At 39.3% G+C, this 12,990-nt stretch carries 15 protein-coding genes and 1 other annotated feature; of the genes, 11 read left to right on the top strand and 4 right to left on the bottom strand.

Features of this window, described 5'->3' with window-relative positions; genetic code table 11:
- Positions 1-3 precede the first annotated feature (3 nt).
- The 8 genes from MKZ11_RS03010 (at position 4) to MKZ11_RS02975 (ending at position 6,163) form a co-directional block, all read left to right on the top strand.
- Positions 4-129: a hypothetical protein gene (locus MKZ11_RS03010; protein WP_340792580.1), complete on the top strand. Its 126-nt coding sequence runs from the start codon at positions 4-6 to the stop codon at positions 127-129.
- A 30-nt stretch (positions 130-159) separates the two neighbouring features.
- A complete protein-coding gene (locus tag MKZ11_RS03005) occupies positions 160-312 on the top strand; it encodes a hypothetical protein (RefSeq protein WP_340792579.1) in 153 nt (50 codons plus the stop codon).
- A gap of 705 nt (positions 313-1,017) precedes the next feature.
- Positions 1,018-2,502 carry an MDR family MFS transporter gene (locus MKZ11_RS03000; RefSeq protein ID WP_340792578.1) on the top strand — a complete coding sequence of 495 codons (1,485 nt, stop codon included), beginning with the start codon at positions 1,018-1,020 and terminating at the stop codon, positions 2,500-2,502.
- Positions 2,503-2,798: 296 nt separating this feature from the next.
- Positions 2,799-3,242: a MarR family winged helix-turn-helix transcriptional regulator gene (locus MKZ11_RS02995; RefSeq protein WP_340792577.1), complete on the top strand. Its 444-nt coding sequence runs from the start codon at positions 2,799-2,801 to the stop codon at positions 3,240-3,242.
- 53 nt (positions 3,243-3,295) lie between these two features.
- Complete coding sequence (locus MKZ11_RS02990; protein WP_340792576.1) at positions 3,296-4,237, top strand: ring-cleaving dioxygenase; 942 nt, start codon at positions 3,296-3,298, stop codon at positions 4,235-4,237.
- Between the two features lie 45 nt (positions 4,238-4,282).
- A complete protein-coding gene (locus MKZ11_RS02985) occupies positions 4,283-5,341 on the top strand; it encodes an LLM class flavin-dependent oxidoreductase (protein ID WP_340792575.1) in 1,059 nt (352 codons plus the stop codon).
- Between the two features lie 12 nt (positions 5,342-5,353).
- Positions 5,354-5,920 carry an NADPH-dependent FMN reductase gene (locus tag MKZ11_RS02980; RefSeq protein WP_340792574.1) on the top strand — a complete coding sequence of 189 codons (567 nt, stop codon included), beginning with the start codon at positions 5,354-5,356 and terminating at the stop codon, positions 5,918-5,920.
- 21 nt (positions 5,921-5,941) lie between these two features.
- Complete coding sequence (locus MKZ11_RS02975) at positions 5,942-6,163, top strand: hypothetical protein (RefSeq protein ID WP_340792573.1); 222 nt, start codon at positions 5,942-5,944, stop codon at positions 6,161-6,163.
- A 182-nt stretch (positions 6,164-6,345) separates the two neighbouring features.
- On the opposite strand, the gene MKZ11_RS02970 is transcribed toward MKZ11_RS02975, so the two are convergent.
- Together MKZ11_RS02970 and MKZ11_RS02965 are read right to left on the bottom strand one after the other, a co-directional pair.
- Positions 6,346-6,594, bottom strand: coding sequence for a hypothetical protein (locus MKZ11_RS02970; RefSeq protein ID WP_340792572.1), 249 nt, complete (start codon positions 6,592-6,594; stop codon positions 6,346-6,348).
- A 127-nt stretch (positions 6,595-6,721) separates the two neighbouring features.
- Positions 6,722-7,297 (bottom strand): nitroreductase family protein, encoded by a 576-nt coding sequence (locus MKZ11_RS02965; protein WP_340792571.1) that lies wholly within the window; start codon positions 7,295-7,297, stop codon positions 6,722-6,724.
- A gap of 658 nt (positions 7,298-7,955) precedes the next feature.
- Positions 7,956-8,179 (top strand) — a binding site (T-box leader).
- Positions 8,180-8,260: 81 nt separating this feature from the next.
- Between MKZ11_RS02965 and proS the strand changes: the two genes are divergently transcribed.
- The 3 genes from proS to MKZ11_RS02950 all read left to right on the top strand — a co-directional run bounded on the left by proS (position 8,261) and on the right by MKZ11_RS02950 (position 11,556).
- Complete coding sequence (gene proS, locus MKZ11_RS02960) at positions 8,261-9,700, top strand: proline--tRNA ligase (RefSeq protein WP_340792570.1); 1,440 nt, start codon at positions 8,261-8,263, stop codon at positions 9,698-9,700.
- A gap of 406 nt (positions 9,701-10,106) precedes the next feature.
- Positions 10,107-10,841, top strand: a complete 735-nt coding sequence (locus MKZ11_RS02955) for a sulfite exporter TauE/SafE family protein (RefSeq protein ID WP_340792569.1) — start codon at positions 10,107-10,109, stop codon at positions 10,839-10,841.
- 115 nt (positions 10,842-10,956) lie between these two features.
- A complete protein-coding gene (locus tag MKZ11_RS02950) occupies positions 10,957-11,556 on the top strand; it encodes a short chain dehydrogenase (RefSeq protein ID WP_340796899.1) in 600 nt (199 codons plus the stop codon).
- A gap of 255 nt (positions 11,557-11,811) precedes the next feature.
- Here MKZ11_RS02950 and MKZ11_RS02945 read toward each other — a convergent pair whose 3' ends face one another.
- Both MKZ11_RS02945 and MKZ11_RS02940 read right to left on the bottom strand, forming a co-directional pair.
- Positions 11,812-12,630: a purine-nucleoside phosphorylase gene (locus MKZ11_RS02945; RefSeq protein WP_340792568.1), complete on the bottom strand. Its 819-nt coding sequence runs from the start codon at positions 12,628-12,630 to the stop codon at positions 11,812-11,814.
- Positions 12,631-12,716: 86 nt separating this feature from the next.
- Entirely contained in the window at positions 12,717-12,980 is a 264-nt protein-coding gene (locus MKZ11_RS02940; RefSeq protein WP_340792567.1) for a hypothetical protein, read from the bottom strand.
- Positions 12,981-12,990: the final 10 nt, after the last annotated feature.

Below are 12,990 nucleotides of genomic sequence, written 5' to 3'. Positions count from 1 at the left end.
AAGATGAACAACAAAATTGTGAATAACAGATTGAATAAGCGATACGGAGAAAATAAATTGGAGTCTCCAAAAATGTATGTGGGCGGTAAATATGTAACAAGACTGGTGTTTGCCAAACCTTTACAATAAAATTGGAAGAGCTCCTAAGGGAGTAATAGAATGTCTGAACATAATATAGAATACGTCCGTGAACGTATGATCGAATTAGAGAAAGAAGCAAGGGCTTATGAATTGGCACGTCGCTGTATGGCAATGAAAAAGAAAAAAAGAAAATCTTTTTGGGTAATAGTATTGAGCTATTTTCAGAGATGAGTAACTTATTCGTTACATCTGTCAGAGATTACATCTTTGTCTGCTATGAATTTATATATGCTGGAATAAAGAATCCATTGAATCCGCTATGGCTACCCCTTGAAAGGCGCCTACGCTATATACAATTGTTCAACATATATAATGGATAAAGATGTTTTTTCAGTCTAGCAACATTCATTATTTACTCTTTTGTAAATGACGAACTGCTTGGTCTTTTATTTTGTTTTTGTAAGTGTGTAGACGACGATTGCTAGAGCGAAATTAATAATGGTTTAATCGCCAGTTTATTGCAAAAGAGCAAAGCGGATTAAAATATAGGAGTTCTTGTTCAAAATTGCTAATAGGATAAAAACATGTTAATGTTAGTCTACAAATTTTGGACGGAGGGTTTTATTAAAATGGTGTTGCGTAAATTCCGATTTATTTTAACTTTGCTTGGCTAATTGAATAGCTGTGAAGGTTCTACTTGTGTGTAGAGTATTCGGAATGGATCTGCCTTTTTAAGAAAATCTATATTGATACAATAGAGGGAGAAGTTGCTCCCTCTTTTTGTTTCTTAAAATATCGGTCTAGGTATTTTGAGTGTAAGGCAGAATTGTCTCTGTCTTTGATTGAATATGTAGGTATACTTATGCTCCTTTTCGTCTACTTTTAACACAAGCTAGAAATTGTGATTAGAATGATATAGACAGAAGGAGTTTTTATATGAAGAATACACAGGATCCAAAGAAGTATGAATATTTATCGGATAATCCGAACGTCAAGGTTATGCCTATTATGCTTTCCCTAATTATTGGTGCCTTTTTTGCGATATTAAACGAAACGCTTTTAAATATTGCACTCGTTACGTTAATGGATGAATTTTCAATCCCGTTAACGACTGTGCAGTGGATGGCGACAGGCTTCATGCTTGTAATGGCAATTGTTATCCCTGTATCTGCATTGTTGCTTCAATGGTATACAACCCGACAATTATTTTTAAGTACAATGATTATTTTTACCATCGGAACAATTATCAGTGCAAGTGCACCGACTTTTTCACTATTGCTAGTCGGTCGACTAATCCAGGCGGTTGGAACAGGATTATTAATGCCGATTATCTTTAATGTGTTTTTATTGATTTATCCGCCACATAAGCGTGGAAAAATAATGGGATTAGTAGGCCTTGTAATTATGTTCGCCCCTGCGATTGGGCCCACGCTTTCTGGAGTCATTGTTGAATATTTAGGATGGCGCTATTTGTTTATTATAGTCATTCCATTTGCTTTATTTTCTATTTTATTTGCTTACAAATATTTAATTAATGTTTCTGAAGTAACCAAGCCGAAGATTGATGTACTATCAATTATTTTTTCTACAATTGGTTTCGGATCCATTGTGTATGGCTTTAGTTCAGTGGGAGAAAGTGCCGAAGGTTTTTTGAGTGCCAATGTCCTGATTGCGATTATTGCGGGAGTCGCTGGAATTACATTATTCGTAATAAGGCAACTGAAACTTGAAGAACCCGTCATGGATTTAAGGGTTTTTAAATACCCGATGTTTACGCATGCGGTTCTAATGTTTTTAATTATCATTATGGCCATGTTTGCTTCAGAGATTATATTGCCGATTTATATGCAAGGTCCTTTAGCTTTAAGTGCAGCTACAGCTGGTCTCGTGCTATTACCGGGAAGTATTTTAAATGGCATAATGTCTCCATTTATGGGACATCTTTTTGACAAGTTTGGTCCTAGGGTATTAATGGTTCCAGCATCGCTTGTTTTATGCGGAACGATGTTCATGATGAGCCGATTGACGACAGAAACTTCCTTGTGGATTGTCATCGTTGGCTATATTTTATTAATGTTGGCTGTCTCAGCTATTATGATGCCTGCCGAGACAAATGGCTTAAACCAGTTGCCTAAACGACTGTATCCGCATGGAACTGCAGTTATGTCAACATTACAACCTGTTGCAGGTGCAATTGGTGTGTCTGTGTTTATCAGCATCATGAATGCCAGGCAGCTGAAATTTTTACAACAGTCAGATACACCTACTAATCCAGCGACAGTTAGTGAAGCAATGGTAGCCGGCGTTGAACTTGTCTATTTTATCGCTTTTGCCATGTCTATCGTAGCGGTTATCTTAGCGTTTATTGTTTACCGAGCAGAGCCTATGGAGATGGATGAGCAACATCAAACAGAAGAATAGAAGAACAGCAAATTTGGGTGAGTGGAAAACACTGCCTGAGACAGTTTCAAGTTTTAAAAGCTTATGATTGCAATTCCCAGTGTTGGAGAATAGAAATGATAAATACCGTGTCTCAAAATGAGATGCGGTATTTATTATTTCGGCAGTGAAGGATACTAGCGTTAAACAGGACTCGAAGTTATAGAAGGCGCTGGTATCGTTTTGGAATTAAATCTTGAAACCAAGGCATTTTGTTGGATTTACCATCACTTGCGTGGTAAAGTGATAGTAAGATTAGTGATGGGGAGGGAAAAAAGATGCGTAATAATACGATTGGCTCGTTAATTTGGTTACGTTTAATGCGTTTTACAAACCAAAGTAATCAACTGTCGAATGAGTTTTTAAAGCGTTTTGATTTAACAACTGCCCAATTTGATGTACTTGTTCAAATTCAGCTGTACCAGCCACTTACACAAAGTGAATTAGCTGAAAAAGTGACGGTTACGCAAGGCGGTATATCCCGCATGCTCGCCCGACTTGAAAAAGAAGAGTATATTGTACGTAAGCAAGACTGGAAAACGAAAATGATTAGCTTAACTAACAAGGCTGAAGCAATATTAGAAGATGCGATGCCAGCTCAACTGGCGTTTCAATCGTCATTTTTTGCCGATGTATTGAACGAAGAAGAAGAAAAAACACTATATACACTAATGACACGCATCCATAAACATAGTCAAAAAAAAGAGTTGCCGCCGGAGTAATTTTTTTGCACCATCACTTGACTAATCAACTAAAGAACGAAGGAGGAACTGCTATGTATAAAATACCAGGACATCACCACATTTCGATGATTACAAAAAATGCTCAATCGACTAATCACTTTTACCAAGATGTACTAGGCTTGCGCCGTGTGAAAAAGACGGTTAACCAAGATAGTCCATCCATGTATCACTTGTTTTATGGAGATTTAACGGGAAGTGCAGGAACGGAGTTATCCTTTTTTGAAATGACGAACGCGGGGAAAACCGTTCGTGGGACAAATGCCATTACACAAATCGGCTTACTCGTTCCATCACTTGAAAGTTTAACGTACTGGAAAAAGCGCTTTGAGCAATTGAATGTACTGCATGGAGAAATTATAACGTATGCAGGTAGAGCAGCATTGCCATTTGAGGATGCAGAGGGGCTACGAATGATCCTGCTAAACAATAATGGCGAAGTGATTCCTGAATTTTGGTCGGCGTGGGAAGATTCTACCGTGGAGCAAGGGCATCGTATTTTAGGAATGGGAACTGCGGAAATAACAGTACGTTATTTGGACCGAACAGCTAAAACATTAAAGGATATGTTTGGCTATGTAGAAGTAGCTCGTTCAGAAAAGGAAGCCACTTATCAGTCAGTTGCAGGGCAAGCATTTGGCGAAATTGTCTTAATGCAGTTGGAGGGACCGAGTGAAAAACCGGGCCGAGGAAGTATTCATCATTTAGCTATTCGTGTGAAAAACGAGGAGGAGTTACGTTATTGGGACGGTGTTGTTAAAGAACGAGGTTTTGATTCATCGGGCATTATCGATCGTTTTTATTTCCAAAGCTTATACTTCCGTGATTCAAATGGCATTTTATTCGAAATTGCCACAGATGGACCTGGATTTACAGTTGATTCAGCGGTTAAAGATTTAGGAAAAGAATTAGATTTACCACCATTTTTAGAATCAAAACGTGCAGAAATTGAAGCGAAACTACAACCGATTGATTAATAGAAACGATACAAAGTATGGGCATAGAAAAAGGAGACGATGAAAATGGAGAAATACCGTATTGACACAACTAAAGGACTTGAATTTGGTTTATATTCGATTGGGGATCATTTACTAAATCCGTTAACAGGAAGTCGTATTAGCGCAGAGCAGCGTATTCACGAATTGATTGAAGCAAGTAAGTTGGCTGATGAGGCGGGACTAGATGTTTTTGCAGTAGGGGAGAGTCATCAAACGCATTTTACAACACAAGCGCATACGGTCATTTTAGGCGCAATCGCACAGGCAACAAAAAACATTAAAATTGCGAGTTCTGCAACGGTGTTAAGTGTATCTGATCCTGTGCGTGTCTATGAAGATTTTGCCACGATTGATTTAATCTCGAAAGGGCGGGCTGAAATTGTGGCAGGGCGGGGTTCACGGATTGGAGCCTATAGTTTACTTGGCTATGATGTACACGATTACGAAGAGTTATTTGAAGAAAAACTGGAACTTCTGATGAAGATAAATGATGAGAAAACAGTGACATGGCAAGGGCAATTCCGAGCGCCGTTGGAAAACGCTACGATTTTACCGCAACCGCGGAATGGTCATCTGCCAATATGGCGTGCAGTAGGAGGACCACCCGCGAGTGCGATTAAGGCTGGGTATGCAGGAGTACCGATGATGCTGACAACTCTTGGTGGACCGGCGATTAACTTTAAGGCGTCGGTGGATGCCTATCGTGAGGCGGCGCAACGTAGTGGTTTTGATCCAGCGGCGTTGCCAATTGCAACAACGAGCCTATTCTATACCGCAGAAACTTCACAGGATGCGCTTCGCGAATATTATCCACATGCCAATGCAGGTATGCAGGCGTTAAGAGGCGGCGGCTATCCGAAACAACAATTTGCACAATCAACGGATACGCGCGATGCATTAATGATTGGTAGTCCACAGCAAATTATTGAAAAAATTCTCTACCAATATGAGCTATTTGGTCAACAGCGATTCATGGCACAAATTGACTTTGGTGGTGTACCGTTTGATAAAATCATGAAAAACATTGATCTGATCGCGACAGAAATTCTGCCAGCAGTTAAGAAATATACAGCTGGAAAATAAGGAGATGTTATCATGAAAATCGCATTACTATCAGGATCAAAAGTAGGGTCTAAAACAAGAACGGCGATGGATTTCACAGTCAAAATAGCACATGAAAAATATCCAGATGCAGAGATTACATTACTGGATCTGGCCGAGTTTGAAATGGTCTTTAGTGACGGGCGTAATTATTGGGACTATGAGGGCGACACCAAGTACGTTACAGAAACGCTAATGGCCGCGGATGCCATTATTATTGGAACACCGACGTTCCAAGCTTCTATCCCGGCTACGCTCAAAAATATTTTTGATTTATTACCGGTCAATGCGTTCCGAGATAAAGTGGTGAGTATGCTCGTAACAGCTGGTACTGCAAAGCATTACTTGATGGTGGAACAACAGTTAAAGCCGATTTTAGCATATATGAAGGCACATATTGTACCCACTTATGTATTTATAGAAGAAAAGGATTTCCATCGCAAAGAAATCGTCAATGATGATGTTCTCTTTCGTCTGGAGCGCTTAGTGGAAGATACCGTACTGCTTGTCGATGCTTATGTAGGGATTCGGAAACTAAAAGATGAGGAGTATGGATTTTAACTAATCTGTGAGGACAGGCACTTGAAACCATTCTTTTTCGTTTTCTACCGAACACGAGTAAAGCTTGATTTGCTAATTCATCATGATTTCATTCAAATTGGCGGCGTTTTGACGCACATGCGCGTCAAAAATACGTTCAAGCAAACGTTTATGATTCTATTTCTTGGCATTTTAGCGTTTGGCGTATTTTTCATCCGGTTTTCCGATTTATCCAACTTCCCTGAGTTTAACTTTATTCAGTAGGGGTACCGTTAACCAAGGAACAACTATTGATCTTTGGCGTATGAAGATGTGCTAGTTGTGCGTCCGGAAATCAGAAAGAACTCCTATAAATGAAAACATAGAGCGTAACAAAAAATCCCGGTACTCTCGTTGGAACTTTAGACGAGATTAGCGGGATTTTAGTCATAAGGGATAGCCGTTCATTAAGTATAAATCTTTACCTTTTTTTCGTTTTTAAAAAGTAGATAATGGGCATTTCCTACTTTTTCTTCTATATAGTCGAGTGAATAATTACCGAATGGATCGGCTAAATCTCCAAGTGCCCGAGATAGATTATCAACCGCAAGATTTAACGTTTCAATTTGTCTCGGCTCATTCCCTCTATTCATCTCATCCATGATTTCATGAGCTAGTTGCTGAATTCGACGTAAGCGTACTTCTTTTGTTTGCATGATATCCTCCTCCATATCTTAACTTATATAGCCTAACTATATTGCTAATGACAGGAGTTTATGAGTATGTGTATTAATTAATTCGGATAACCGTTCACAAGTACTACTTAGTCTTCAATTCGAAAGGTTAGTTATTAATGATCGTAACAAGTTCACGAATATCCGTGCGTGTTTGAGCCTCGGGTATATGTTTAGGATAGCCAATCATCAACGTCGCTACTACTTTTTCACCAGGTAGGACACCGATAGCTTCCCTGAATAACGGATCGTACACCCAATCATTCGTTCGCCAAATCATTCCGATCTCCCTTTCCCATGCCGCAAGCTGGAAGTTTTGAATTAGTGAGGAAACCGCCCCGTAATCCTCGTCCCACCTTCTTTGGCGGGGGTCTTCAGGCATAACAACTACAAGATGAACCGGAATATCCCGGAAATATTGTGCTTTTCTTTTCACTTTTTCTGAAATTTCGCCATCTACTTTCGGCTGTGAATGAATATAGGCTTGAACAAACTGTTCTTTTCCTTCATCCACGTACAATTGAAAGCGCCACGGTTCCGTCAACTTGTGGTTCGGTGCCCATTTCGCCACATTTAGCAGCTCAATAATCACTTCAGCACTAATCGAATCCTTTTTAAAAGATTTGATTGTCCTCCGACCTAAAATGTTTTGTTCGACTATGTTTTTCCCTTCTTGATAACTCATCTGATAATCCCCCTTTATGTTTAGAAAGTATAGGAGTTTTCTAAACTACAAATGAAAACAATTCTCATTTAGTATAGCATGACGAATAATAATAGCCCAACAGATCTATCTTTTACATCCTATATAAGCTCACACTCTAAAGGGGGATTCAAAATTGGAAAAGTTACGAGATTAAATAACGAAAAGTTGGAACAAAAAGTACAGGAATTCCTATGCTTTGTACAATTTTCAATTATACTTAAGGTCATTCCGTTATTTGAAAGCCTAACAAATAATTCTGTATTTCAAATCATGATTGGATTAACAGTCATAGCCATTATCATAAAAACAGTACCAATAACCAAGCTATCCTTTTATCTTCAAGCCCAGAGTGAGCATTTCAGAATTAACTTAAATTACTTGTATGCTATTTATATAATCCCGTACATTTGGGTGTTTTATGTATTTTTAGAGCGGCGATGGTAGACACTTACTTGAGGATGAAAAAAGTTAAATTAAGACTAGATATCGAAACCGTTAGTGTAAGCTATTTTTAGCGCAAGATTTCAAAAGGACTGTGCAGTCGTATGCGACAATATATGTCTTTATACGTGATACCTGTAAAATGAAGTCTCATCTGGTTGTACGAAACACTTGTATTTGATATATTAAAAGTAATATGAAATCTTTGATGTGATCAAGTAGACAAGAATTGTGAAACAGAAAATGTAGCGACTTGCTGAAAGCTATATCACCCCTTCTTGTTGAAACCTACCACTGAGACGTTATGCCAACATAACCGAGTCGTTTTCGTTATCAAACGTTTTAGAGGGCTTGAATTTAACTTAATTTAGGCTAAACTAAGGTGGTACCACGTCCATTCAGCACAAAGACGTCCTTATTATAAGGGCAACTTTGTGCTTTTTTGATGTCCAGATTTCAGGCAACCGAAGGATTTCTTTATTATTTTAGGAGGGGAAATTAATGACCAATCAACAGAAAAATGATTTTACAAGCTGGTATATCGACACAATTAAAAAGGCGGATTTAATGGATTACACGCCAGTTCGCGGGTGCATTGCATTCAAACCGGATGGTTATGAAATTTGGGAACATATCCAGGCTGAGATGGATAAACGTTTTAAAGAAACGGGACATCGTAATGCCTATTTCCCAATGCTGATTCCAGAGTCATTTTTCGAAAAAGAGAAGGATCATATCGAAGGGTTTTCACCAGAACTCCCTTGGGTTACCGAAGCTGCGGGTGAAAAACTAGAGGAGCGTTTAGCACTTCGTCCAACTTCTGAGACGATGATCGGGCATCTCTATTCAGATTGGATTAAAAGCTATCGAGATCTACCCGTGTTAATTAACCAATGGGCGAACGTCTTCCGTTGGGAAAAGAAAACACTTCCGTTCATTCGGACGTCTGAGTTTTTATGGCAAGAAGGGCATACAGCTCACGTGGATGAAGAAGAAGCACGTGCTGAAACGATGCAAATGCTCAACATTTATAAAGAAGTTGTCGAAGAGTTGCTGGCGATTCCAGTATATGATGGTCAAAAGACGCCTTCCGAGCGTTTTGCAGGAGCAGTGGATACGTATTCCATCGAAGCAATGATGAGGGACGGAAAGGCTGTTCAAGCGGGAACTTCACATTACTTAGGAACGAAATTTGCGGAAGCATTTGATATTAAGTATCTAAATAAAGAAAATAAGCATGAATTTGTTCATACAACATCATGGGGAACTTCCACACGATTGATTGGTTCTGTCATCATGGTTCATGGGGATGAACAAGGTCTTGTACTACCACCGCGTGTTGCACCAACACAGGTCATATTAATTCCGGTAGGGCCATGGAAGAAAAACCCTGAAATTATGGAGAAACTAGATGGGATTTTTGCGGAGTTAAAAGCAAAAGGAATTCGTGTGCGTTTAGACGACTCCGATCAATCACCAGGTTACAAGTTCAATGAGTGGGAATTGAAAGGCGTACCGGTTCGAGTAGAATTAGGACCACGTGATTTAGAAAAAAATCAAGCGCTCATCAAAGCACGAGATGAAGACGAAAAAGAAGCTGTGGAGCTTTCCGTACTCGTCGCAAAAATTGAAGAAGAATTAGCGACAATGCAAACACGCTTATTGGACAAAGCCCGTACATTCCGTGAAAAACACTCCCATATACATGTTGATTCACTTGCACAATTAACAACTCATATTGCGGATTCAACTGAAGGCGGAGAAATCCCTGGATGGATCCTTGCGGGATGGTGCGGAGATGACGCTTGTGAGGAACAAGTGAAAACAGAAACGAAATTCACGACACGTAATATACCATTCAATCCACCGGCTACGAAGTCGACTTGCATCAATTGCGGAAAAGAAGCGAAACATACCGTGTGGTTCAGTCGGGCTTATTAATTATATGATGGAAGTATGGAAACTTGTAAAAATTGTTTAGGCGCCTTACTGGGGTAGCCGAAGCCATAAATCTGAAAGTTTAGCGGTAAAACTAATGGCGGGATGCATCCTCAAAGCGCCGAAGCGTATTTAAAGGAATTCTTTCTTTCAATTTCTATAAGCAATCGTAATATAAAACGCTCCCCGGATAAATCGGTAGGAGCGTTTTCCAATACATTTGGAATCAAAATCACTCATAGAGTTTTAATGAATGGGATAACTATTCTTGCAAGCGTTCCGAATGTCAGCTCTCGAAATAAGTCATTAGTATTTCGAATGCGTTTTGATTCATTCAATTGAATTTACTTATGTAGATAGGTTGAATATGCTATATGTATAGAGGTTTTCACAGAAAGAAGGATGCAATATGGAGTACATTATGCTTTACTTCATCGGCTTTGCTGCAACAACTCTTGGTACATTAGCAGGGGGAGGGGGACTTATCAGTTTACCGGCCATGTTGCTGATGGGATTGCCTGTTCACTCGGCAATCGGAGCGAATAAAGTATCAAATACGGTGAGCTCATTTTCAAGTTTTCTTGTGATTTATAAAAATAAGGAAGTAACAGTCAAAGAGGCGCTTACAGTTGTCCCAATTAGTCTTGCTGGAGGAATTACCGGTGGGGTTATTGCATCCTTCCTAAAAGAGGAATGGATGATTATTATTGCAATTATACTATTAACATTCGCATTCATCACATCATTTCTTGGAAAAGCGGACTTTGATGGCAGTGAATCATTTCGTGTAACAAAAAAAAGTGCTACATCATTGTATGGTATAGGTATTTACGATGGCGTGTTTGGTCCAGGTAGCGGAACATTGGCGTTGTACTTGTATGCTCGATTGAAAGTATCTTATTTGAGAGCTGTTGGATTATCCCGTATCATGATTTTTTCAAGCTGTTTTGGGGCGTCAATCAGTTACATTTCGACGGGTAAAATCATTTGGCCACTTACGATTGCATTAATGCTTGGTTCAATAAGTGGTGCGCAACTCGGTGTTCGCCTCGCGCGTAAGTTGAAAACAGAGCACGTCAAACCGATACTTCGTGTTGTCACTGTACTTTTAATCATTCAAATTATTGTGGAGTATTTTGGATGAGTTGCCGGTACACCTATTAAGAATGAATCGGAACACTTTTCATAAGTGATGCATTTGATAAGTATGATGAAAGAATAACTAGTTGACGTTAGACACTTAAAAAGGAGGATTACATATTAAAATACTTGTTGTGGGTGCGAGCGGAACGATTGGCAATGCGGTTACTGAAGAATTAAAGAAAAACCACGAGGTGATCCGCGCGGGACGAAATGGTGCTGATGTATCTGTTGATATTACGTCAGTAGAAAGTATCAAAAAAATGTATGAACAAATTGGCAAAGTCGATGCGGTTATTAATGCAGCAGGTCGTGCTCATTTTGATGCAGTTACGGATATGACACCAGAATTGAATGAGATAGGAATTGATAGCAAACTGAAAGGGCAAGTTAATCTAGTTCTTTTAGGTTTTGATAATATGAACGATGGTGGAAGTTTCACGTTAACGACGGGGATTATGATGGATGATCCAATCGCTAAAGGAGCTTCAGCAGCTCTGGCAAACGGCGGCGTCAGGGCTTTTGTTAAAGCTGCGGCTATTGAAATGCCAAGAGGGATTCGCATTAATTGCGTAAGTCCAAATGTCTTACAAGAATCTTGGCACAGACTTAGTACTCTTTTTCAAGGGTTTGAAGCAGTACCTGTAAGTCGTGTAGTCCATGCTTTTGAAAAAAGTGTGTTCGGTTTACAAACGGGTCAGAACTTTGAAGTTTATTAATAAGTTAAACTTGAAAGTATGCGAAAAGCCTTCCGGGTAGAGTTCCCAGAAGGCTTTTCAAAGTAACAAACATCACTTTATAGTCATCATTTTTTAAAGAATAAGAAAGTATAAGTTTTTCAACTGGGGTCGGTGTCTAGACTCCAGGCGCCAGCCGCTCGGGTCACAAGCAATCCAGCTATGTGGCAAAGAGCGCCACGTCGCTGGATTGACTTATGCCTGTCGCGTCTAGCAGGCGCCTTGCGCTTTTCTTATTTAAATTCTTTTCAAGACGTTTTTAATTAAATGCACAAATGAATTTCGAGACTTCGCAGCAACTTCAATTACATCCTTATGGCTTAATGGTTCATCTAAAATGCCGCATGCCATATTTGTTAAGCAAGATATTCCTAATACCTTAATTCCCGAATGAATAGCGACAACTGCTTCAGGCACTGTTGACATACCAACTGCATCTGCACCTAAAATGCGGATCATCCGGATTTCAGCAGGAGTTTCATAAACAGGACCACTCCACCAGCCATATATGCCTTCCCTTAATGTGATGTCATTCTCTCGAGCAACTTGTAACGCCGTATTTCTCATTTCCCGGTTATAAACTTCAGAAACATCTGGGAAACGCGTTCCTAAATCATCGTTATTTTTACCGATCAATGGATTAATGCCAACTAAATTAAGGTGATCTGTAATTAGCATTAACTCGCCCGGATTAAAATCAGTATTTACCGCTCCGCATGCGTTCGTGATAATGAGTTTTTCTATCCCTAATGCTTTCATCACTCTGACAGGGAAGGTAACTTCATCTAGCGAGTATCCTTCGTAAAAGTGATAACGTCCTTTCATGGCCACGACTGTTTTTCCTTCTAGATTACCGATAACTAACTCATTCGCATGACCAACTGCAGCTGATTTCGAGAAAAAGGGAATGTCCTCGTATGGAATGACCACTCCATTTTCTATCTCATCGGCAAGTCCGCCCAATCCAGATCCTAGTATAATTCCTATTTCAGGAATAGTATTTGTTTTACTAAGAATATAACTTTTCGCTTCTAAGATTTCTTCTGTTTTATGCATTATTAATTACCCCCTGCTGAGTTTTTCGAATGTTTTAGTAGTTGTTAAAAATGTTAAGTGCGGTCCTTTTATAAATTTCCATCAGTTTACAATCTCAAAAGATCAGTTGAGGCTTTTGAGGTTCTCCCTATTTTTTGCGAAAGGAAATAGGCAATTGTCGATGATAGGAAGATAAAGATGGAGAAGAAGGGAATGTTAGAAGTCTTTTCAAATACGACTTCCTGATTTGAAATAGCCGTCATAGAAGATAAGTCTGGCTTATAGAGAACTGTAAGAATCGCTCCTGTTGAAAGTTGAAAGAGTATATACAGTGCTGCAAAACTAAAGATAAAGATCAGGTATTTTTTCATTGTTGTCACC

The organism is Sporosarcina sp. FSL K6-1508, from assembly GCF_038007465.1.
Lineage (GTDB): Bacteria > Bacillota > Bacilli > Bacillales_A > Planococcaceae > Sporosarcina > Sporosarcina psychrophila_B.
This window is presented reverse-complemented; position numbering and strand designations above follow the sequence as displayed.